Annotated in this window: 23 protein-coding genes; 15 read left to right on the forward strand and 8 right to left on the reverse strand. The window is 59.9% G+C overall.

Annotated elements, in window-relative coordinates; all coding sequences use genetic code 11:
- Positions 1 to 249: 249 nt before the first annotated feature.
- The 4 genes from FQ320_RS15875 to FQ320_RS15890 all read left to right on the forward strand — a co-directional run bounded on the left by FQ320_RS15875 (position 250) and on the right by FQ320_RS15890 (position 4,443).
- Positions 250 to 1,236, forward strand: a complete 987-nt coding sequence (locus tag FQ320_RS15875; protein WP_148473966.1) for an SIS domain-containing protein — start codon at positions 250 to 252, stop codon at positions 1,234 to 1,236.
- Between the two features lie 6 nt (positions 1,237 to 1,242).
- Entirely contained in the window at positions 1,243 to 2,073 is an 831-nt protein-coding gene (gene kdsA, locus FQ320_RS15880; protein ID WP_148473968.1) for a 3-deoxy-8-phosphooctulonate synthase, read from the forward strand.
- Complete coding sequence (locus tag FQ320_RS15885) at positions 2,073 to 2,876, forward strand: 3-deoxy-manno-octulosonate cytidylyltransferase (RefSeq protein WP_148473970.1); 804 nt, start codon at positions 2,073 to 2,075, stop codon at positions 2,874 to 2,876. Before kdsA ends, FQ320_RS15885 begins: the two co-directional genes overlap by 1 nt.
- Positions 2,877 to 3,120: 244 nt before the next feature.
- Positions 3,121 to 4,443, forward strand: coding sequence for a 3-deoxy-D-manno-octulosonic acid transferase (locus FQ320_RS15890; RefSeq protein WP_148473972.1), 1,323 nt, complete (start codon positions 3,121 to 3,123; stop codon positions 4,441 to 4,443).
- 32 nt (positions 4,444 to 4,475) lie between these two features.
- Here the strand turns inward: FQ320_RS15890 and FQ320_RS15895 are convergent, their stop codons facing one another.
- On the reverse strand, positions 4,476 to 5,360 hold the full coding sequence (locus FQ320_RS15895) for a glycosyltransferase family 2 protein (RefSeq protein WP_148473974.1): 885 nt from the start codon (positions 5,358 to 5,360) through the stop codon (positions 4,476 to 4,478).
- A gap of 325 nt (positions 5,361 to 5,685) precedes the next feature.
- On the opposite strand from FQ320_RS15895, the gene FQ320_RS15900 reads away from it, so the two are divergent.
- Entirely contained in the window at positions 5,686 to 6,402 is a 717-nt protein-coding gene (locus FQ320_RS15900; protein ID WP_148473976.1) for a hypothetical protein, read from the forward strand.
- 160 nt (positions 6,403 to 6,562) lie between these two features.
- On the opposite strand, the gene FQ320_RS15905 is transcribed toward FQ320_RS15900, so the two are convergent.
- Positions 6,563 to 7,303 carry a glycosyltransferase family 25 protein gene (locus FQ320_RS15905; RefSeq protein WP_148473978.1) on the reverse strand — a complete coding sequence of 247 codons (741 nt, stop codon included), beginning with the start codon at positions 7,301 to 7,303 and terminating at the stop codon, positions 6,563 to 6,565.
- A 735-nt stretch (positions 7,304 to 8,038) separates the two neighbouring features.
- Between FQ320_RS15905 and FQ320_RS15910 the strand changes: the two genes are divergently transcribed.
- Positions 8,039 to 8,614: an MTH865 family protein gene (locus FQ320_RS15910; RefSeq protein WP_148473980.1), complete on the forward strand. Its 576-nt coding sequence runs from the start codon at positions 8,039 to 8,041 to the stop codon at positions 8,612 to 8,614.
- Between the two features lie 191 nt (positions 8,615 to 8,805).
- On the opposite strand, the gene FQ320_RS15915 is transcribed toward FQ320_RS15910, so the two are convergent.
- On the reverse strand, positions 8,806 to 9,024 hold the full coding sequence (locus tag FQ320_RS15915; RefSeq protein ID WP_148473982.1) for a hypothetical protein: 219 nt from the start codon (positions 9,022 to 9,024) through the stop codon (positions 8,806 to 8,808).
- A gap of 18 nt (positions 9,025 to 9,042) precedes the next feature.
- On the opposite strand from FQ320_RS15915, the gene FQ320_RS15920 reads away from it, so the two are divergent.
- Genes FQ320_RS15920 through FQ320_RS15930 form a run of 3 tightly spaced genes read left to right on the forward strand, consistent with a single transcriptional unit; the run spans position 9,043 to position 11,015 of the window.
- On the forward strand, positions 9,043 to 9,705 hold the full coding sequence (locus tag FQ320_RS15920; RefSeq protein ID WP_187393920.1) for a hypothetical protein: 663 nt from the start codon (positions 9,043 to 9,045) through the stop codon (positions 9,703 to 9,705).
- Positions 9,702 to 10,739, forward strand: a complete 1,038-nt coding sequence (locus FQ320_RS15925; protein ID WP_187393921.1) for a prenyltransferase/squalene oxidase repeat-containing protein — start codon at positions 9,702 to 9,704, stop codon at positions 10,737 to 10,739. The genes FQ320_RS15920 and FQ320_RS15925 overlap by 4 nt, the downstream gene beginning before the upstream one ends.
- Positions 10,740 to 11,015, forward strand: coding sequence for a hypothetical protein (locus FQ320_RS15930; protein ID WP_148473988.1), 276 nt, complete (start codon positions 10,740 to 10,742; stop codon positions 11,013 to 11,015).
- Positions 11,016 to 11,034: 19 nt separating this feature from the next.
- Here FQ320_RS15930 and FQ320_RS15935 read toward each other — a convergent pair whose 3' ends face one another.
- On the reverse strand, positions 11,035 to 11,838 hold the full coding sequence (locus FQ320_RS15935) for an IclR family transcriptional regulator (RefSeq protein WP_148473990.1): 804 nt from the start codon (positions 11,836 to 11,838) through the stop codon (positions 11,035 to 11,037).
- Between the two features lie 113 nt (positions 11,839 to 11,951).
- On the opposite strand from FQ320_RS15935, the gene FQ320_RS15940 reads away from it, so the two are divergent.
- The 6 genes from FQ320_RS15940 to FQ320_RS15965 all read left to right on the forward strand — a co-directional run bounded on the left by FQ320_RS15940 (position 11,952) and on the right by FQ320_RS15965 (position 16,930).
- Positions 11,952 to 12,623 carry an amino acid ABC transporter permease gene (locus FQ320_RS15940; RefSeq protein ID WP_148473991.1) on the forward strand — a complete coding sequence of 224 codons (672 nt, stop codon included), beginning with the start codon at positions 11,952 to 11,954 and terminating at the stop codon, positions 12,621 to 12,623.
- Entirely contained in the window at positions 12,620 to 13,270 is a 651-nt protein-coding gene (locus FQ320_RS15945; RefSeq protein ID WP_148473993.1) for an amino acid ABC transporter permease, read from the forward strand. Before FQ320_RS15940 ends, FQ320_RS15945 begins: the two co-directional genes overlap by 4 nt.
- On the forward strand, positions 13,257 to 13,988 hold the full coding sequence (locus tag FQ320_RS15950) for an amino acid ABC transporter ATP-binding protein (RefSeq protein WP_148473995.1): 732 nt from the start codon (positions 13,257 to 13,259) through the stop codon (positions 13,986 to 13,988). Before FQ320_RS15945 ends, FQ320_RS15950 begins: the two co-directional genes overlap by 14 nt.
- Before the next feature lie 135 nt (positions 13,989 to 14,123).
- Positions 14,124 to 14,912 carry a transporter substrate-binding domain-containing protein gene (locus FQ320_RS15955; RefSeq protein WP_187393922.1) on the forward strand — a complete coding sequence of 263 codons (789 nt, stop codon included), beginning with the start codon at positions 14,124 to 14,126 and terminating at the stop codon, positions 14,910 to 14,912.
- 69 nt (positions 14,913 to 14,981) lie between these two features.
- A complete protein-coding gene (locus FQ320_RS15960) occupies positions 14,982 to 15,992 on the forward strand; it encodes a succinylglutamate desuccinylase/aspartoacylase family protein (protein WP_148473999.1) in 1,011 nt (336 codons plus the stop codon).
- Positions 15,989 to 16,930 carry a threonine/serine dehydratase gene (locus FQ320_RS15965; RefSeq protein WP_222861618.1) on the forward strand — a complete coding sequence of 314 codons (942 nt, stop codon included), beginning with the start codon at positions 15,989 to 15,991 and terminating at the stop codon, positions 16,928 to 16,930. The genes FQ320_RS15960 and FQ320_RS15965 overlap by 4 nt, the downstream gene beginning before the upstream one ends.
- Positions 16,931 to 16,983: 53 nt before the next feature.
- Here the strand turns inward: FQ320_RS15965 and FQ320_RS15970 are convergent, their stop codons facing one another.
- From FQ320_RS15970 to FQ320_RS15985, 4 genes are all read right to left on the reverse strand, one after another.
- Positions 16,984 to 18,873: an ABC transporter ATP-binding protein gene (locus FQ320_RS15970; protein ID WP_148474001.1), complete on the reverse strand. Its 1,890-nt coding sequence runs from the start codon at positions 18,871 to 18,873 to the stop codon at positions 16,984 to 16,986.
- A complete protein-coding gene (locus FQ320_RS15975) occupies positions 18,870 to 20,720 on the reverse strand; it encodes an ABC transporter ATP-binding protein (protein WP_148474003.1) in 1,851 nt (616 codons plus the stop codon). The genes FQ320_RS15970 and FQ320_RS15975 overlap by 4 nt, the downstream gene beginning before the upstream one ends.
- 316 nt (positions 20,721 to 21,036) lie before the next feature.
- On the reverse strand, positions 21,037 to 21,306 hold the full coding sequence (locus FQ320_RS15980) for a DksA/TraR family C4-type zinc finger protein (RefSeq protein ID WP_148474005.1): 270 nt from the start codon (positions 21,304 to 21,306) through the stop codon (positions 21,037 to 21,039).
- 107 nt (positions 21,307 to 21,413) lie between these two features.
- Positions 21,414 to 21,893, reverse strand: coding sequence for a nucleoside deaminase (locus FQ320_RS15985; RefSeq protein WP_148474006.1), 480 nt, complete (start codon positions 21,891 to 21,893; stop codon positions 21,414 to 21,416).
- Positions 21,894 to 21,991 lie beyond the last annotated feature (98 nt).

A 21,991-nucleotide genomic window follows, 5' to 3' on the forward strand; every position in this document is an offset into this window, starting at 1 on the left:
GGGGTGCGCCATATCCAGCCACGGCTTGCCGCCTTACCAGTCTAGCCGTTTATCGCACCAAGCCATCCGCAGACTCGCAGGAACCACCGCTACCGCCGAATGCCGCCAAGCAAAATCGGCGCAGGGGGATTGAGCTCCCATCACAAGCAAGCGCATGCGCACAAGCGATCCCTACCGGCGGGACGATGAAGCGTGCATTTAGCATGCATTACCTGTATCACCCGCGCTGTGACAGCTGGGATCAACGCTATGGCACAGTACATCGCATCGAAGCTTGCCGATATCACGGATGCGCACGCGACCGTGGCGGCGCGCGTTCTGCAAACCGAGGGCGAAGCGCTTCTGTCGCTGTCGCGCTGCCTGCCTGCCGATCTTTCGCGCACCATTGACGCCATTCTGGCGATCAAGGGCCGTGTCATCCTGTCGGGCATCGGCAAATCCGGCCATGTTGCGCGCAAGATTGCGGCCACGCTTGCCTCGACCGGCACGCCAGCGTTTTTTGTTCATGCGGCCGAGGCCAGCCACGGCGATCTCGGAATGGTCACTCCCTCGGATATCTGTGTCCTTCTGTCAAACAGCGGCGAAACCCCGGAATTGCGCGATCTGGTGGCGCATTGCACGCGCTTTGCCATTCCCTTGGTTGGGATGTCGCGCAACCCCGACAGCGCGCTGATGCGGGCGGCAGATTACCGTCTCACCATCCCCGATCTGCCCGAAGCCTGCACAATCGGCATGGCCCCGACCACCTCGACCACGGTGATGCTGGGACTGGGGGATGCGCTGGCTGTCGCGTTGATGGAAGCGCGGCGCTTTCAGGCCGAGGAATTTCGCACGTTTCACCCGGGCGGCCGTCTTGGCGCCCAGCTTGCCCCTGTGCGTCAGGTCATGCACCCGGCCAAAAGCATCCCGATCGTGGGCGAAACGACGCCAATGGCAGAAACCATCCTGACGATGACGGCGGGAGGGTTCGGCGTGGCTGCGGTCATCGACCCCGCCGGAGACCTGATCGGCGTCGTATCGGACGGTGACCTTCGGCGGAACCTGATCGACCTGATGGATCGCACCGCCGGTCAAGTTTGTACCCGCACCCCGGTCACTGTGACCCCCGACACGCTTGCCGCCGAAGCGCTTGCGGTTCTGAACCGCAACAAGATCGGCGTGCTTATTGTTTGCGAAGGAACCCAGCCTGTGGGCATCCTGCATCTTCACGACCTTCTTCGTATCGGCGTTATGTGAGGCCCAATGACACAACAGATCGTCCAGATCGCCAAGATCTCCATCGGGGGAGCGCACCCGGTCGCGCTGATCTCCGGCCCCTGCCAGCTGGAAAGCCATGCTCATGCTCGCATGATCTGCGAACACCTGCTTGAGGCCTGCGCGCCAACAGGTACGGGCCTGATTTTCAAAGCCAGTTACGACAAAGCCAATCGCTCCAGCCTTGGCACCAACCGGGGTCTGGGCATGGAGAAGGGGTTGCAGATCCTGTCCGACATCCGTTCGGAGTATGGCGTGCCCGTTCTGACCGACGTTCACGAACCCTTGCATTGCGCCGAAGCGGCGAAGGCTGTGGATGTGCTTCAGATTCCTGCGTTTATGTGCCGCCAGACCGATCTTCTGCTGGCTGCGGGGGAAACCGGGCTCGCTGTGAACATCAAAAAGGGCCAGTTTCTGGCACCATGGGACATGCGCCATGCGGCCGACAAAGTGGCGAGCACTGGAAACACCCGCATCCTTTTGTGTGAACGCGGCACGTCCTTTGGCTATAATGCGCTGGTGAATGATTTTCGCGGTCTGCCGATCATGGCGGAAACAGGCTGGCCGGTGGTGTTCGATGCCACCCATTCGGTTCAGCAGCCTGGCGGGTTGGGTGGAAGTTCGGGCGGGCAACGGCGGTTCGCGCCCGTACTTGCGCGCGCGGCTTGCGCGGTGGGGGTCTCTGCGCTTTTCATCGAAACGCACGAAGACCCGGACAATGCTCCCAGCGACGGACCGAACATGATCCCGCTGACCGAGATGCGCGCCCTGATTGGGCAGCTTTGCGCTTTTGACAAACTGGCGAAGGAGGCGGAGTGATGGAGGCCTGCATCATCATTCCGGCGCGCTATGCCAGCGCGCGCTATCCCGGCAAACCGCTTGCGGTGTTGCGCGGAGCCAGTGGCACGCCACGCACGTTGATCGAACGCAGCGTCATGGCGGCCCGCGCCGCGTCGCAGGATTCCCTCCCCGTTTTTGTCGCAACCGACGACGACCGTATCGCAACTGAGGCCCGGCGCATCGGCGCGGAGGTCATCCCAACGTCAGAGACCTGCCGGAACGGCACGGAACGCGTCGCCGAAGCCGTGGTTCGCGCTGGAATTACCTCGGATATCGTAATCAACCTGCAAGGTGATGCGCCGCTGACCCCGCCGCATTTCGTAACCGCGCTGATCGAGGCGATGCGCGCGGACCCAACCTGTTTGATGGCCACTCCCTGTCTGCGGTGCGACGCCGAGACGGTGGAGAACCTTCTGGCTGACCGGCGGGCGGGCCGCGTCGGGGCGACGACCGTCGTGAGCGATCGTGAGGGCCGGGCGTTGTACTTTTCCAAAGAGGTACTGCCGTTTACGAACGGACAGGGCGCGGTCGACGGGGTTGTTCCGGTATTTCACCATGTGGGGCTTTACGCCTATCGCCGTGCTGCACTGGCCGACTATGCAACTTGGGCACCGGGGCCACTTGAAAAACTGGAAGGGCTGGAACAATTGCGTTTCCTTGAAAACGGCCACCCCATCCGCATGGTCGAGGTTGCCGCCCCCGGGGCCGTCTTCTGGGAACTAAACAACCCCACCGACATTCCGCTGATTGAAGAGTATCTCGCGCGGATCGGGCAAGACTGAACCTGTCCCCATACGCACGGAGTTGAAGGTGACCGTGTCTTAATATCTCGCGATGCGAGGGAGTGGATTGCCCGGCGATTTGTCATAGGGATCGAAGTTCGAGCGAAACGGTGAGAATCGCTTACCATCGACCGGAACCAAGCTGCACAGGCCCATTCCTGCGCCGCCAATACCTGTTTAACTTGGCGACTGGGGCTCTGTGGGGTCACTTTGAAAGCCCATGCGCTTCTTTTAAGCGTCCTTTATGTTAGGAATCGGTTTGAGCATTCCACTGTCGATTTATCTGACAGCAACCAATCTTGTCGCACCGCTTTGGCGTATTTCCCTGCGCCGGCGCGCTCGCCGCGGTAAAGAAGACCCTGACCGTTTGAATGAAAGATTGGGACGAGCGTCTAAAGCGCGCCCGTCGGGACCGATGATTTGGTTTCATGCGTTGGGAATCGGCGAAGCCATGGCGGTTCTGTCGCTGATCGAGGCTTTGCGGCAAGAAAGGCCGGAGCTTTCCTTCCTCCTGACCACCAACACCCGCACCGGTGCAGATGGTCTGGCGCGCATCGGTTTGCCGATGGGTGTTATCCATCAGTATGCGCCAATCGACAGCAAGGCGGCCGTCACTGCGTTTCTGGATCATTGGCGTCCCGATGCCTTTGTGTTGGCCGAGTTAGACCTGTGGCCGCGGATGCTGCATGCTCTGGCCTCACGAGCGGTGCCGATGGCCATGGTAAACGCCCGCCTGACCGACAGGCGATTTAAGGGAAGGATGCGCTTGCGCGGGCTTTTCGCACCGTTGTTCCCGTTGTTTCGCACAATTCTGGTGCAGGATCAGATCTCGGCTACACGGATGGTATGTCTTGGCGCACACGAAGATCAAGTCACAGTAGCGGGCCTTTTGAAAGCTGCCGCCGATCCTTTGCCAGCCGATGAGACCACGTTGGCGGCTCTTCGCCACGCAATCGGAGCACGGCCTGTCTGGCTTGCCGCCGCGACCGAAGAACGCGAGCATGAGCCAGTCCTGCGCGCCCACGCCTTGGCGCGCAATGCGATCCCTGACCTTCTTCTGGTCCTCGCACCCCGGCAGCTGACCGCTGCTGATAGCGCCGCCCGCGCCATTGAAACTGCCTTCGACTCAACGCTGTCCCGGCGCAGCCTTGGGGAACTTCCCGGTGCGAAAGACGCGGTTTTCCTGGCGGATAGTATAGGTGAGATGGGGCTTTGGTATCGTGTGGCGCCTATATCGTTTGTCGGCCATTCACTGAATGTGCCGGGCGACCCACCCTTGCCGGGCAAAAACCCTTTTGAGGCGGCTCTTTTGCGCTCGGTCGTGCTACACGGTCCCTCAACCGGTGATTTTGCCGAAAGTTACTCCGCTTTGGTGGAAGCAGGGGCTTCGGTGCCAATAGAGGACGAGGCTGACCTTGCCCGCGAGGTGGTGCGCCTGCATTCGAATGAGCTTGAATGTACAAACCGGAATGATGCCGCCGAAAAGGTGATTGGTTCGGCGCGCGCGGCGTTGCCTGTTACACTTGAAGCAATTCTCAAACTGATGCGTCTCAAGGCAAAGTCTTAACGAGGGGCAGTTCTGCGTGAAAAATCAGCCCTTCACCTTTTACGCGTCGCGGCCCCTGCCACAACCTGCGCCAACGCCCGCCAACGCGCCGCTCCGGATTGACGGACGGCGATAGCTAACGCGCCTTTGACGTCTCCTGCTCGGGCGCGATACTTCGCCACGCGGGCGGAAAATATCCCGCACTCCACAGGATGATTTGCCAATAGGATGGCATGTTTCTCCAAGATACTTTGCCAAGCCGCCGCGCGTTCTGCGGCGCGCGTGCTTGTAGTGGTACTGGGCCGGTCCGTCGCCCCCTGCGCTGAGCGAGCCGCCTCCAGCTTCACCCCGCTCTGCGGCTCGTACCACGGCATTAGATCCGCTCCGGCGAGAGTCAGGCAAAAATCGGTGTCTTCATTGATGCGCAGTTCTTCATCGAGACCACCAAGACGACGAAACACCCCGCGTTCAATCCAGAAACCGGTGCCAAGACCCGCAAGTCGCTGCCGCAACGGCACATCTGGTCCAAGCCTGCTCGGGTGTTCGGGCAGACCATGATAAGCGCGGCTATCGCGTGCGCGAGAGAACCCCCAGACAGTCTTGCAGGCGCCGGACTGTAGCTGCGCCAGAATACGCTGAATGTAATCCGGCTCCATCAGATCGTCATCGTCGAGAAAGAACAAAAGTTCGGATTGCGCCTGCGCCGCGCCGTAGTTGCGTGCGGCTGAGGGGCCTTTGGGGCCGGGATTTATTTCGACACGCAGGGCCGAAAAAGAACAACCGGCCAAAGCCTGCCACACGGGGAATTCATCGCCGTCATCCACAACCAAGACGGTCCCAGACCGCTCCGCCATCGCCAGCGCCGCAAGTGCCGAGGCCACAGATTGCCGGATGCTTTCCGGCCTGTCTCGACTGGGGATGATGACGGTGCATTCCATCAAACGGGTGCCTTCCTGAAGAAGTTAGACTATCAATCGGATGTTCTGGGCCCATGTCCCACAGTTGGCTGGAAAAAGCTAGAAGACGAACTTGAGCGCCCCGTTGCTCCGCTCCTCTTCAGTGTCGGTCAAAAGCTTGCCCATGATCGATGGAAGTATAGACGCCGCTCTCGGAACTGTTTCATCTAATCCGTAACCGAGGCCGTGAGCATTGCTCGATTTTTCCCGGCATGCGAATGTTGGCGACAGCGCGATCTGGGTGCACTGGAGCAAGACTACTCCGAGGCCGGAACCTTAATGCTAGCAGTTTCAAAAGGAAGTCACCTTGAAAGATTCAATCGTACTTAGCCCGTACATGTCAAATATTTCACCACGTATTCTCTCTGCGCAGAGACGGGTCTTTGATGCTTTTGAAGTGCCACTTGAGCAGGTTAAAATAGATGGTCAGCATCATGGTCACTGGATGACAGAAACGGCTCGCTCTGCCCAAGATGAGATAATAGTATTCTGTGACATTGATGCCTTTCCCCTGAATCGAAACGCATATGATAAAGCGGTCAAATCTGCCCGCGACGGTAAGTTGTTTGGTCTTGCACAGGTCGCAAATCACTTGCGCCCAGCAGACATTTACGCAGGTCCGATGTTTATGTCGTTTTCCAAGGAGATGTATAGAGAAATCGGGGAGCCTACGTTAGAACATGACGAAAAAAATGACCCTGCCCAGAACTTGACGGATGTCGCGGTGGCAAATGGTAAAAACATTGATTTATGCTACCCTACGGCGGCTATTTACCCTAAGTGGCCTTTGGCTGACAGGGGCGTATTCGGAATTGGTACTTTTTATGGAGAGCGTGAGTTTTTTCATCTATTTCAATCACGCGTACCTACGAATATCAATCTGCTCACTGCTGTGGCGGATGATGTATCGCAACGGAGATCACTTGATTTTTTAAAATATCTTGACATTATAAATTCCGCTCAGGGCAACCCTCGTCTATTTAATAAAATGCTTGGAATGCTCGGGATCTCCAAAACACATTAGATAGCTTGTTGAGGAAGTATCAGGCCTTCGGACTCAGCAGGATGCTTTATACCTAAAACATTTAGTGTTTGGGAAAGTCACTTAAAGATATTTATAAAGCAGGCGGCGTATCGTTCCAAATGAATGCTACATTGCGGCCGGGCTCGATGGCCACGAAACATCAGCTGATCCGGGTCGAGCATCGCTTGATGAACCAGCGCCGCCAATGTGCGCCGCTGGTCCAGCGTTGCCTCGCTCGTTCCAGGCTGCCCCGGTGCCGGGGCATCTGGCTGCGCACGGCGTTCAGGTGCGAACCACCGGTCATCGGATCAGGATGATCAACGATGCGTGGAGCCATCGCCACCGCCCCGAGCGCGACTATATCTCCTGGCCAATCGGCAGGGCTGCGAACCGGGCTGGCCGCTTTCAATAGTGTCTGTGCTGCATCGGCGGAAATTGAATAGGCCGTCGTCAGGCAAGATGGGAGTGTAAGCCGTCGCATCCCCACGCCTGGCATGAGTTCAGAGGCCGAGCCTGCAACCCGCGCATGAGAGTGATCCAGCATCATCAGCGCGGCACGTTCATAGAGCTTGTGCTCAATGAAAAAAGCAAATTGTGCGCCAACGATCGCATCATCTTCCAACACCACGGCACCGGGCAGAGCGCGTATGCCGATCTGGCGGTAGATCTCACGATGTGAAAGCGCGCAGGCGAACTCACCGTCTGTCAGATCGCGCCCGATTTCGCGACTGGCAGAAATGCGGTCAATCTCGCCATGCCAGCGGTCCGGAAGGCCTGTGCGCCCGTCGATCCCAGGGAACACTTCATAGCTTACTCCCATACCCGCAAGGGCCTGCAGCAGGGGCGCGCGGCGCACTTCCTCGCCAGGAAGAGATAGTACAAAAACCGGCCAGGATTTCATAGGTAAGCGCCCTTTCTGCTTCCTTTGCGGAGAGTTCGGATCGCAAGGCGTTCGTCAAAGGTTGATCTGCCCTAGTTACCCAGCCGCATCGGATCTTTCCAGAGGGACCTGCGATTTTGCCCGGGTGGATATGCTTCCGATGCTCATCCGGGAAGTCATAAACGGCGAGCCCGACTGAGCTCCTCCCCGATGTCTGGACAGGTGCTGACCTCGGACACACCTGGGGCCAATTTCTTCCGGCTTCCTCATGATCAGCCTCAAAGGCGGTCCCTATAGTTATACAACCCGCTCAGCCGAAACCAGCGCACCAGCCCCCTCAGAACTGACCATCCGACAATGCGCCAACGCGAAAACGTTGCTGTTTGGTGAAAATTCAGCTATACTTTGGTTGGGCGCCGGTATGGAAAGCCGCCGCTGTTATCGATTCTGCGAGTGCGATTTCAATTCCGGGCCCGAACGGCTCGGGAGATCCGTCGCTATCGTCAATTCGGAGCAGTGCGACGCCGGGCTCATTTAAAATAGGAGGCCCGCATGTCGTGGATTAGTGGAAATTGTCAAAACGACCGGCACTATTCCTGCACTTATGAAGAAATTAACCCACCAGATATTTTTAATCCGGCCCGCTGGTGCGTCGACTCTGACGACCGCTGTTATAGCTTTAATGACGGAGGCGGGCTTATTTCTGCAGTTGATAACTGGGCTCCGGAAGATGACGGTTGGTAGGAGGCACCAATAATGGAACTCGATATTCGAAAGCACCCGGACTATACTGAAGCTCTTGCGCGACTGAAGAAGGTGAAACTTCGCCCCCTCGTGGCGCCAAGCGAACTTGCCGAGATCGCATTGGTGACAGAAGCTCTACCAGACCTCGATTTTCCGATCAACAGCGCCGGGGAATTGCTCGATCAGATTGGAGATGGCAAGCGGCTGTCCATTGTCGGATTCAAGAGTGATCCGGTACGGATGATTAAATACATGCCAGCATACTATTTTCCAATCTCCACTTACGAGAACTTCGTCGAGAAGATGGCCGAGTTAATCCGCACCAATCGGCGAGACTTCGACACGGACAAGGTCAAGGAGAAGATCAGGGAGAAATCTTGTGGGATCGACTTTCCGATCAAGGAGCGGGAGGCGCTGATGCGGGCACTGGAAAAGACACCCTCCTTCAACGTGGCAGGCCAAAAGATGGATACCGCCGCTGCAATCAAAGGACTTCCGGACAGCTTTTTCCCTGTGGAAAATCAGGATGACCTGGAGATAAAGGCGCTCCGCTTGCTGCGACGCCGTCCATTGATTGAAGCGGATTGACGTCCAAAGCGACAATGTCGTCGGGACACGAGTGGCCGATCGGGCTTTTGCTCGATGAGGTCTGGCTCAGGGCACGTCGTGCTGTGGTGAACTCCCTCGCGGATGTTGGTCTGTGGCCAGACGCGGCGGAGCAACTGACCTTTACGACAGCGAAAAGGTTGCGCGGCAAGGAGCTGCGCGACAGAGTTTTGCTACCCGCTCTGCGTGAAGAGGATCGGCGCTGGATTGTCTCGCCGGCAATATTTGGTGCGTCGAACCGACGTTTCCGCGCAAAGACGCCCTCTGCCCTCGCTTTCGGTCTGGACATCAGCAAAGGGATGCAAATGATCGCTGGCCGTCCGGTCCGGCAGGACGTTGCCGAAGCCTGCGCTGTCTTCAACTTCGGAATTTCGATCTTCGACCTGTTGCACGACACGCAATCCGACCTTGTGGCAGATTTTACGGCGCAGTTCGACCAAAGCGTCCTGTCCCGGCTTAACTCTGATCCGGACTTTCCCCGCAGGCTGGTCGAGAATTCCGCCGGGAGCGATGTTCCCGAGTTCCGCTTGATTTTGCAGACGATCGCGGCGGTCTATCAGCGCCTTCATGCGCTGGATATTGGCCATTTCGATCAGGTCGCAGAACTGCTGGCGGCCGCCTATGATGCAGAGATCAAATCTGCCAGTTTGGCCGCGGGTCAGAGCATCGCGGAATTGAGACAGACGTCACGGGAGAAGTCGACGCTGCCCTTCGCGATCATCAGCGCCATCGGCGATCCCGACCTCGGGTCGGGCACGCAATCCACCGCACATGGCCAGATCGTGGACAGCATCGGAAGTATCTTCTGGCGCATAGACGACTTGGCGGACATCGTCAGTGATGCGCGGAGTGAATCGCTTAATTCCCTGCTTGTCGAGGCGCGCAGGGATGAGAAGGCAGAGATCGCATCGACCCTCACGGGCCTTCTTGAAGGAAGCCGTATCGAGGCGTCAGCACAGGAGGTTCGAGACGCGCTGCTGCATGTCCGCTCCGTCGTCGATGAATGCGGCGACGGATCCGCGAAAGGCTTTGACAGGGTGCTCGCCTGCTACGTGCGGGCATGGCTGGAATGACCCAGGTCGCTCTGTCCGATATCGATCGATCGATTGCGGCCGCCGCCGGATTCATTGCCGATGCCCGATCCCCTGACGGTCTCTGGCGCGATTTTCATACTCTGGCGGGCGAAAGCTGCGATTGGGTGTCGAGCTTCGTCGCCTTTAATGTTGGCGATTGCGGCCTTCTACGGGACATCGTCCGAGACACCTTGCCGGCAATCTTGCGCAGGCAGCGTCCGAGCGGGGGATGGGCCTATAACGAGCGTGTCCCCACGGATTGCGACAGCACAGCGTGGGTCGTATTGGCGCTGACGGCATCGACGGTGTGGAAACCATCGCTTGTTCTTCGCGCACTCGCCTTTCTGACCCGGCACAGCACAGATGGTGGTTTCGCCACCTATGCAGCCGAAGATGGGATTGAAGAATTTATTGGCGCAAGCGCGGACCAGACAGAAGGATGGAGAAGCGATCATCTTTGCGTAACCGCCGTCACAGCACGCGCGTTGCTGCAGAATGGCTTCAGAAACGATGAGCGGGTCCGCACCGCGATCACCGCACTGACTCACGCTCAAGGCGACGATGGCACATGGCGATCCTACTGGTGGGCTGGCCATGCGTATGCGACGGCCCAGACACTTCGCGCACTGGCCGCGGCGCGCGCATTACCGGTCGACACTTGGCGGCACGCGACCGAAGGTCTTTTACGCTTGCAGCACGATGACGGAGGCTTCGGTGACGATGGAACAGAACCACATGCCTTCGCAACATCGATGTCCTTGACCGCCCTTCTCACGCGTCCGGACCCTGCCTGTGACAAGGCGATCGACTACGCTGCGAGTTGGTTGCTAACATCGCAGCGGGGCGGATCGTGGGGCGGGTTCCCGATACTGCGTATCCCTTCACCGATGGCGATTGATGCAACTGCGGGAGAATATTCCGTGGACCGGCTTGGAACGGGTGTCACTGTGCGCGACGAAAAGCACATCTTCACGACTGCCGCTTGCTTGGCCGCCTTGACCGAATACAGGACGGCAACGCTTGGCAGGAGATAGGTGCAGAAATTCGGGATCAAAGAACGGATGTCGCGGGCGAAGATCGTGATTTTCGCGAATCCGCCCACGAGAGGAAGATCCTACCCCGGTAAATACGCTCAATCGAGCCCGACATTGCTTATCGCAACACCCTTCAGCGGTCCCGACGCTTCAAACCATCCCAAGGTGGTCTATCGAATCCGGGTGGTCGGACAAAACCTTATAGGTCGTCACGGCTATTCACCTCCGGTTGGTGTGCCGCTGGACGAACATATATCATCTGGCCGCATCGCCTGACGGATTTTCCGCAGTCCGTTCAGTCGAAGGTGATCTGTTGCTCGGGCGAATAGGCGTGAAACAGTTCCGATATCTCGGAGCATGCGGATTTCTGCTTGGCGATCAGGGCGTCGAAATCTTCGGTCGCGTTGCGGCGCGAGACGACGACGGTGGTCAGGCAGGCGTCGGCCGCCCCATTTGGCGCGAGGATCGGGCAGCAGGCATCGGTTACTCCGACAATGTCGCGGCTTTCGTGGACGATGGAGCCTGCCGCCCGCACTTCGCTTAACCTGGCGAAAAGCGGTTCGAGAGGCTGGGTGCGGGTCGTCGAGGCCAGACATTCAGCGATCATCCGGTCCCGGATATCGGGCTTTTGAAACGCCATCAGCACCAGCCCGGAATGGGAATCCACCAGCGGACGGCGATATCCGACGCGCAGGGAAAAGTTCATGTCGGACCCACCCGAGCTTGCCACCAGTATCACCGCCTCGCCGCGACTGGGGACAACCAGATGCACCGCCTGCTGCACCTCTGCTGCAAAGCGTTCAAGCACCGGCGCGGCGACGCCGACCAGATTGCGCACCCGTGTCGTCTGCATCCCAAGGGTGAACAGCTTGTTGGACAGCGTCAGCTGGTCAGAGGCGGAATCGCGGGTCAGATAGCCGCGCGCCAACAGCACATGCACCATGCGGAAAATCTCGCTTTTCGAGCGTCCGATCTCGTCCGCCAGATCTTTCATCCCCATCGGTCGCCCATGACGGGCGAGCAATTCAAGGATGTCGAGCCCCTTTTCCAGCGCCGGGGCCGAATAGGTGCTGCGCGCTGTTTCTGTTGGATCAGTCATTGTGTCGCTTCACTCATAACGCTTGACTTCATATACGAAGCGACTTTAGCCTCTGACTCATCGATAGGGAAGCCTTGTCGGGCACCCTGTGGTTCGCGGAACAGGTGAGGCAATTGAACTATTCCTTTAAGTTCGGGGCGATCTGGAAATATCAGGACCAAATCCTCGAAGGGATCGTCCTTACCCTTCAGCTGTCGATTGTCACGATGATCATGGGGCTTGCGATTGGCCTGCTGGTCGCATTGGCGGGCAGTTCACCGCGCCGGACGCTGCGTCTTCCGGCACAGATCTATGTCGAGGCGATCCGAAACACGCCGCTTCTGGTGCAACTGTTCATCGTGTTCTTTGGCCTGCCCTCGATCGGGATCAAACTGGGCGCCAACACCGCCGCAGTAATCGCGTTGACCATCAATATGGGCGCATATGGCGCCGAAATCATCCGCGCCGGGATTGAATCGGTCCGCCGCCACCAGATCGAGGCCGGGCGCGCCTTGGGGCTGACCGCCTATCAGACGTTTCGCCATGTGGTGCTGTTTCAGGCGATGAAAGCGATTTACCCCTCGCTGGCCAGTCAGTTCGTGCTGCTGATGCTGGCGACCAGCATCGTGTCGGCCATCGGCGCAAGCGAGCTGTTTCATCAGGGCGCTTTCATCGAATCCCGGACCTATCGCTCGTTCGAGGTCTATACCCTGATCACCCTGACCTACCTTCTGATAACACTGGGGCTGCGAACCGTATTCGCTGGAATTTACTGGGTGATTTTCGTGCGCAGGCCGGTGCGATGATCCGCGAATTTGCCAGCGCCGATGTCTTCTACCTGCTTTTGGCCGCACGCTGGACCATTGGTCTGGCGCTGGTGGCGGCGATTGGCGGCGGTCTGCTGGGGCTGCTGATCGCATTGGCGCGAATCCTACCATTTGCGCCGCTGAACTGGCTGGCCATCGGCTATATCAACATCATTCAGGGCACACCGCTGCTGGGACAGTTGTTTGTGTTCTTCTTTGGCCTGCCCCTGCTGGGGTTTCCGGTGGGTGCATGGACGGCGGCGGCGATATCTCTGTCGCTCTATGCCAGCGCATTTTTGGGCGAAATCTGGCGCGGCGCGTTGCAGTCTGTGGCGAAACGCCAATGGGAGGCGGGCGCGGCCCTTGGCCTGACCTATCGGCAGAGATTCACCCATGTGGTGATCCCGCAGGCCGTGCGGATATCGATTGCACCGACCGTCGGATTTCTGGTGCAGCTGGTCAAGAACACCTCGCTTACCGCGCTGATCGGCTTTGTTGAACTGACCCGCGCAAGTCAAATCATCACGGCGGCGACTTTCGCGCCGCTGACGGTCTATCTGACCGCCGCCGCGATTTATTTTGTCATTTGTTTCACCCTGTCACAGCTCAGCCGGGTGTTGGAGAGGAGACTGCATGGCGCTCGTTAGGATGGAAGGCGTCGTCAAACGGTTCGGCGCGCTGGAGGTTCTGAAATCCATCGACCTGTCTGTCGAACCCGGCGAGATCGTCGCGGTCATTGGCCGCTCGGGGTCGGGAAAATCGACCATGCTGCGCTGCGTCAATGGGTTGGAACCGGTGCAGGAAGGGCTGATCGAGGTTGCCGGCATCAACGTCACCGCGCCCGGTGCCGATCTCAACGCCCTGCGCGCCCGGGTCGGCATGGTGTTTCAAAGCTTCAACCTGTTTCCGCATCTGAACGTCGAACGCAATATCATGCTGGCGCTGAAACTGGTGCGGAAAACCCCGAAGGCCGAGGCGCAGGACATCGCCGTTCGGATGCTGGAAAAAGTCGGTCTTGGCGATAAACGGCTGGCCTATCCCGATGAGCTGTCCGGCGGTCAGCAACAACGTGTGGCCATCGCGCGCTCGCTCGCGATGGAGCCGACCTTGATGCTGTTCGATGAGATCACATCGGCGCTTGATCCGGAATTGGTGGGCGATGTGCTGCGGGTTCTCGAAGGGCTTGCGGGCGAGGGCATGACGATGATGCTGGTCACCCATGAGATGAGTTTTGCACGCAATGTCGCCGACCGGTTGGTCTTCATGCACGAGGGCCGCATCCACGAAGACGGCCCCGCCCGCGAAACGCTGACCGATCCGCAAACCGCCGAGTTGCAGAGCTTTCTGAACGCCGTGCTGCATTGATTGCGCAAAACAGGCTCGATTCAGGCCGAGACGAAAGGGAGAGGACAAACCGAGGCACAACAAAAAAGTCACGTGATCTGACGGCGGCGCACCTGCCGGACAAGAAACCGATACAACCAAATGGGAGTGAAAATGATGTTTAGTCTGAAAGCAAAATTTGCGGTGGCGCTTGTCGCGATCACCGCGATGATCGCCGGACCGGCTGCGGCGGATCTTAAGGAAATACTGGAATCCGGCAAGGTCCGGATCGGTGTGCCGGTCGATGTGCCGCCCTTCGGTTTTGTTGGCGAGAACAACGAACCTGTCGGGCTGGACGTCGATGTCGCCCATATGATCGGCGAGGCGCTTGGCGTCGAGGTAGAGCTGCAGCAGATCACCGGCGCGAACCGGATTCCCTATCTGGTGACTGACCGGCTCGACATGGTGATCTCGGCCATGGGGGCGACGCCGGAACGCGCGCAACTGGTGGCGTTTTCCTCGCCCTATTCCGCCCTTGCCATCGGGGTGTTCGGACCGGATTCCTTCGCGGTCAGCGCCCCCGGTGATCTGACCGATCAGACCATTGCCGTTGCCCGTGGCACGACACAGGATCTGGAACTGACGGCGGCGGCGCCGGATGCGAAAATCACCCGTTTCGATGATGATGCGACGGCGGCGGCGGCCTTTCTGTCCGGTCAGGCCGATCTGCTGGCCACGGCAAACGTCGTGGCGCGCGATCTGATGGAGAAGAACGCAGGTGTCGAACTGAACGCAAGGTTCATCCTGCGCTATGCGCCGACCCATGTGGGCGTGCAGCAAGGCAATCCCGAGATCCTGCGCTGGCTGGACACCTTCGTGTTTTACAACATGCTGACCGGCGATCTGTCGGATCTGACGGAAAAATGGCTGGGTCAGCCGCTTCCCGAGCATTTCCCTTCGCTGTGACAAACCTGTGGGCGGGGTGATTTTTGCCGCCCTGCCCGCAACCAAACCACGATAGTCCAGAGGTTACTCATGGCCCGCTCCTCGACAGTCTATACCACCATCGATTTTGATAAGAACGGCAAGCAGACCGGGTTCTTCAACATCCCCCACTCCCCCCATGATGATGCCTGGGGGGCGGTGCGTTTGCCGATCTGTGTCATTCGCAACGGTCAGGGGCCGACGGCGGTTCTGATGGCCGGGAACCACGGCGATGAATACGAAGGCCCGATAGCGCTTGGCGAATTGATCCGCGGTCTTGATCCCGGCGCTGTGTCAGGGCGGCTGATCATCCTGCCAGCGCTGAACCTGCCTGCGGTTCTGGCCGGGCGGCGCACCTCGCCGGTGGATGGGTTGAACCTGAACCGGACCTTTCCGGGCGACCCGCACGGCACGCTGACGCAACAGATCACAGCTTATGTGTCCGATGTCATCTATCCCATGGGTGAGGCGATGATCGATCTTCATTCGGGCGGATCGTCCCTTGATATCCTTCCCAGTGCGATTGTCGAACCCGCCCCCGATCCGGCCCACCACGCGCGTAATATTGCAGCGGTGCGGGCCTTCGATGCGCCGCTGAGTGTCATCGTCGATAATCTGGGCGAGCCGCGCACCTCGACCGCGACAGCGGTGCGCGCCGGGATGACCGTGGTCGGCACCGAAATGGCCGGTGGCGGAACGGTTTCGACGGGGGCGCTTGAAATTTGCCGGCGCGGCGTGCGCAACGTGCTGGGCCACCTTGGCATCATTGCGGCGCCCTCTGACGCTGCCGGATCGACGCGACCGCTGATGCGCGTTCCCGGCCCGGCCGGTTTCGTTCTGGCCACCCGCGACGGCGTGTTCGAGCCTTTCCATGCCAATGGCGCACAGGTTCACGCCGGCGACAAGGCGGGGCAGATCCACGATCTCGGCGATCCGTCGCGCCCGCCCGAAGTGTTGCACTTTGCCGCCGACGGAATGATCTATGGACGCCGCCAACCGGGCCGGGTTGTTGCCGGAAATTGTTGTCTGGTCGTCGCCTGTCCGGCAGAGGAGCAAGCATGATGATTTCCATTGATGATGTTCACGAAGCGGCCGCGCGGATCAAGGGCATGGTCCGCCATACGCCGATGATGGCCGCCGACAATCAGAAAGACCGACTGCCCGGTGGTGCCGATCTGATGCTGAAGCTTGAGCTGTTGCAGGTCACCGGATCGTTCAAGGCGCGGGGGGCGACGAACAAGCTGCTCAGCCTGTCGAAAGATGCCATTTCACGCGGCATCGTCGCGGCCTCGGGCGGCAATCACGGGCTTGCCACCGCGCGGGCGGGTTTCTTGTCGGGGGTGCCGGTTGATATCTTCCTGCCCGACAATGCGACGCCGTCCAAGATTGCCAAGCTCAAGGAATGGAACGCGCGGATTCACGTTGTCGGTTCGGTCTGGCACGAGGCGAACGCCGCCGCGCTGGAGCTGGTCGAAAAGACCGGTGCCGCCTATTTCCACCCCTTTGCCGATCCGATGGTTGTCGCCGGTCAGGGAACGGTCGCGCTGGAGATCCTTGAACAGATGCCCGATGTCGATACGGTTCTGATTGCCATGGGCGGCGGCGGATTGATCAGCGGTGTAGCAACGGCGCTGAGGGCACTGAAACCCGGCGTCCGGATCATCGGGATCGAGGCCGAAGGCTGCCCAGTTCTGCTGCGTGCGTTGGAAGCGGGCGAAAACCGCGGGCTCGACCGGGTCACCACCTCGGTTGCCACGATGGCCTGTGCACGGACCGAGGATTCGATCTTTGATATCGTCAAGGCGACGGTGGATCAGATCGTGCTGGTGTCCGACGATGAAATGCGCGCGGCGGCGAAATGGCTGTGGTTCGAAATGGGCCTTGCCGCCGATCTCAGCGGCGCGGCAGCCATCGCCGCCCTGCGCGAGCGGCGGATCGAGATTTCAGACGGCGAACGCATCTGCGCCATCATCTGCGGCGCGGGCCCGGACGCGCTCTGATACGTTCTAAACGCGATTGTTACCCGCCCGGCGGCGGGCGAGCCCGCGCGCCCTCAGGTCGCGCGGCGCCTGTCCTCTTCGGTGACAGTCTCGGGCAGATCATCGAAGCTGCCATAGTTCATGTCGTAAAGTCTGGCATACAGTCCTTTTCGATCCATCAGCGCTTCATGATCGCCCTGCTCGACCACCTTCCCTTGTTGCAGCACGACGATCCGGTCGGCGTTGCGGATGGTTGCCAGCCTGTGTGCGATCACCAGCCCGGTGCGCCCCTTCAGCAAGGTCTGCAACGCCTTCTGGATCTGCAACTCGGTATAGCTGTCGATATTCGCCGTCGCTTCGTCCAGCACCAGAATCCGCGCATCCGCCACCAGAGCGCGGGCAAAGCTGAGCAGCTGGCGCTGCCCGAGACTGAGATTGCCGCCGCGTTCCTCCAGCATTCCGCCATAGCCCCCCGGCAGAGCGGTGACAAAGTCGTGCGCGCCCACAGCCTTGGTCGCCTCGATCACGTCCTCATCGCTGGCCCAATGCGAGGAATAGCGGATATTCTCCATCACCGTGCCGGTGAACAGGAACGGATCTTGCAAAACCATCGCGATGTGCCGGCCAAGGCTTGTCTGCGTCACCTCGCGCACGTCGCGCCCGCCAACCATCACGGCGCCGCCCTGCACGTCATAGAACCGGTGAATCAGCGACATGCAGCTGGATTTACCCGAGCCGGTGGGCCCGACCAAAGCGACCGTTTCGCCCGATCCGACCGAGAAACTGACGTTCTGCAACACCGGATGGTCGGGATCATAGCCAAAGGTCACGTCGCGGAATTCGACCGCGCCGTCATCACCCTGCCCCAGCGCCACGGCGTCCGGTGCGTCCTGCACCGCAACCTCAACGTCCAGAACCTCGGTCAGGCGATGCCCCGATGCCATGGCCCGCTGCATCACCGAATATTGCATGGTGAGCGAACGGATCGGGTCAAAGAACCGTTGGATATAGAACAGGAACGCCACCATCACGCCGATTTCGGTCCGCCCCGAGGCGACCATCGCGCCCCCCGCCACAACAACGGCGGCCATGGCAATTCCGGTCAGCGTGTCGACCACGGGGATCATCACCTGTGCCATCCGCGCCGAACGCAGATGCTTTTGATAGTTGTCCTGCGCAAGTTCGCCATAAAGCTCGGCATTAAGCGCGCCGCGATCCATGCCCTGCACGGTGCGTACCCCGTGGATTGCCTCGGCCAGCGCGCCGTTGGTGATCGAATTGGCCTCATGCGCGGCCATGAAGGCCACCCGCGCCCGTTTCAGCCATACCACCCGGACGATGAACAGAACCGGCAGCACCATAAGCACCAGCAGCCCCAACTGCCAGTCGAGCCAGAGCATCACAAAGACAATCCCGAACAGCAGCAGAACGTCGCCCACCGACAGCACCGAGTTTTCAAGAAACTCCTGCATCGAGTTCACGTCGCCCTGAAGCCGGCTCATCAGACGACCCACTTCGGTCTTGTCCATGAAGGTCAGCGATACCTGTTGCAGATGGGCGAACATGCTGCGGCGGATATCGAACAGCACGTTTTCGGCCATCCGGCCCGTCACGCCCTCTTGCAGGCGCGAGGCCACATAGTTCACCGCGATTACCACGGCAAAGACCACAACGATCAGACCCAGCGTGCCGGGCTTTGCACCGGGCGCCATTCCGCTGTCGATGGCATAGCGGATCACCAGCGGGATCGACAGTTGCATCGCGGTAAACACCACGACCGAGGCGACCGAGATCGCCACCTGCCGCTTGTAGGGACGCACAAAGGCCCAGATCCGGCTGACCACACGACCGTCAAAGGCGCGGCCAAAAATCTCTTCCTCGATACGGTGCGAGCCGACGACGGCACGGGCGCGCGGTCTTCCGTCTTCGTGCGGATCGCGCGGTTCGGGGTTGGCGTGGCTCATGGTTTCGACTCCGAAATATCCGCATCTGGACGGGTCTGCAGATCATGCAGCTCACGATAGCGCCCGTTCAGGCTCAGCAGTTCCTCGTGGGTGCCCTGTTCGACGATCCGGCCCTTATCCAGAAACAGGATGCGATCGGCGTGCTTCAGGCTGCCCAGACGGTGCGCGACAATCAGCGTCACCCGGTCTTCGGCATAGGCGCGCAGGGCGTTGCGGATCCGGCTTTCGGTGCCCGCATCGATGGCCGCGGTGGAATCGTCAAAGATCAACACATCCGGTTCCAGCATCAGGGTGCGCGCAATCGACAGCCGCTGCCGTTGTCCACCCGAAAGCGACACCCCCCGTTCGCCGACAACAGTGCCATAGCGTTTGGGCAGACCATCAACATAATCGTGCAGTTGCGCCGAGGCGGTGGCATCGCGGATCTGTTCATCCGAGGCAAAGGGATCACCGTAAGCGACGTTGTTCTCGATCGTCGTGGTGAACAGAAAATCGTCCTGCTGCACCACCGCCACGGACCGCCGTACGGATGACAGCGTGGCATTGCGGATGTCCTGCCCGTCAATGGAGATCGCCCCCTCGTCCACGTCATAGTAACGCGGAATAAGATGCATCAGCGTGCTCTTTCCTGAACCGGGCGGTCCGACAATGCCGACGGTTTCGCCCCGCCGCGCCTCAAAGCTGATGCCCGAAACAGCGGGATCGGCGCCGGTATAGCCGAAGCCGACATTCTCAAGGCGCAATGTGCCCTCGCTCACCTTCAGATCGGTGGCGCCCGGCGCATCGTCAATCTCGACCTCCATGTCGAGAAGGGTGAACAGCCGCGCGCCCGTGGTCGAGGCACGGGCGAAGGCGTTGACCATCAACCCCAACTGGCGCACCGGCAATTGCAAAAGCGTCATGAACGTCAGGAATGTGGCGAGCGATCCGACAGTCATCTCTCCTGCCGCCACCTGTTGCCCGCCAACCAGCAGAACCAGCCCCATCGCCGCAAAGAACGCCAGCGTCATCACCGCCGAACTGCGCACCCGGGTGTCGATCCGGCTGTAACTCAGCGCCAAAGCATCGTCCGAGGCCTTGTCGAACTTTGCCATCTCAAAGTCAGAGGCAGCAAAGGCACGCACCACACGGATCCCCGCAAGGTTCTCTTCCATCACCTGACTGAGCACGCCCAAGCGTTCCTGCAGTTGCAGCCATGTCCGGCGCAAGGTCAGCTGTGTCACCGAACTGCGCCAGGCGGCGAAGGGCACAAAGGACAGCGCCAGAAGCCCCAGCACCGGATCGGTCGAGATCAGCAGCCAGGCGCCGATACCGATCAGCAGCACCAGCAGCATTGTACGCACCAGCGCCGTCGAGAAATACATCCGCACCCCTTCAAGATCGAGCATCCCGACAGTGATCAGATCGCCCGAATGGGTCCGGTCGTGGAACGAGAACGGCAGGCGCTGGATCTTGTCATAGATCGCCCGCCGCAGATCATGGGCCAGCGCGTGACCCACCGACTCTGCCGTATAGTTTTGCACAAGGGTGAAAAGGCCCCGCATCACGCTGACCGCCAAGAGGATCAGTGCGGTTGTCCACAGAACGTCTGATTCCCCCGTGCTGTTCGCCACCGCCTGAGTCTGATCAATCGCGCGGCCCAACAGCACCGGAATCGACAGCTGTGTCAGCGCCGCGGCGATCGTCGCCAACATCGCCACCGCAAACCGGACCGGATAGCGCAGGGTCATCCGGGTGATCCGCAGGATGGCATCCTTGCCCTTGTCGGGATCGGTCTCGGCGGTGCGGCGCAGCAGGCGCTCCTGCCCCTGCGGTGTCTGTGTCTGGGCGTGGGAAGCATCGGTCATGGCAACGTTACCGCCGCGAGAAATCTCGCGGCCTCCGGAATGGCCGGGCGCGCGGGAGCCCGGGATGTGTGTGAATCGCGCGTATACTTCCCGATCCCAAGCAGGACCGGGAAAAGAACGGCACCGTCAAAGGTCAAAAAGCGGCGGGGCGGAACCCGGGACGGAGATTGACGGATTCCGCACCAAGGTCAATGGGGGGTCGCCTTAACATTGCCGTCAAACAGACCCAGCCGGACAAACGGCGGGGTTGATCGCCGTCTTGGACAGTTCGACGGCTACCCCTTGCACCCACGCTTTGGACCCTAACCGGTGGCGGTTATTTCAACTGGCTGTCTTTTGAGCCGCGCCGGTTCATCCCACCGCGCGGCGCAGCCCGCACATCCCGCCCGGTCTGGCACTCGATGCACAGTTTCACCCCGGGAATTGCGCGTTGACGCGCCTCGGGGATCGGTTCGTCGCATTCGGCGCAATGAGTCCGGCTTTCACCTGTCGGCCCGCGCCGTTGCTTCATCCGCGCCAGTTCATCCGCGATGGATGCTTCAATTTGTTCTTCAACCGCGCCGTCGCGCGCCCAGCCCCCAGCCATGACATCGCCTCCTTGATTGCTTCGGCCCAAAAGCACCGCCGCCGGCCAAACGAATGCCGACCATACTGATATAGGTCGCTGCGGATTCGGTTCCAGACCGGCCCTGCTCAGATCTCGACACCGTGCCGTTGGGCGTGCAACCGGCGAACTCTTTCGTCCAGCCCGGCAATCGGACCTTCGACCGGAATTCCCGGCGCGACATCCGTAATTCCCAGAGGGGCGATGGGCGAGTTTTTCTCTACGCCGAAATCATCAAGCCATTTGCCCAACTGCGCTGACGAACTGATGAAAACGATCTGCCCCAAACCCGCCCAGGCGTGGGCCGCCGAACACATCGCACAATGCTCGCCCGAGGTATAAACCGTTGCCGTGCGCCGTTCTTCGGCGGTCAGGTTCTGCGCCGCCCATCGCGCCAATTCGAATTCGGGATGCTGTGTCGCATCGCCGGTGACGACCCGGTTGCGCGCCTCATACAGAGCCCGGCCATCCCGATCTGCCAGGACCGATCCAAAAGGCGAATCGCCAGCCTCAAGCGCCTCGCAGGCGAGCGCAATACAACGCTCAAGATGTTCGGTGTCGTGGTTCATGTCAGCCTCTTCTCTCGTGTCAGGGTAAACGCCCATTGCACCGGGACGTTCCGGCATTTCCGCCCTCACGCCGCCCCGTTATATTCGGGCACAGAATC

The organism is Oceaniovalibus sp. ACAM 378 (assembly GCF_008085915.1).
In the GTDB taxonomy this organism is placed as follows: Bacteria; Pseudomonadota; Alphaproteobacteria; order Rhodobacterales; family Rhodobacteraceae; genus Oceaniglobus.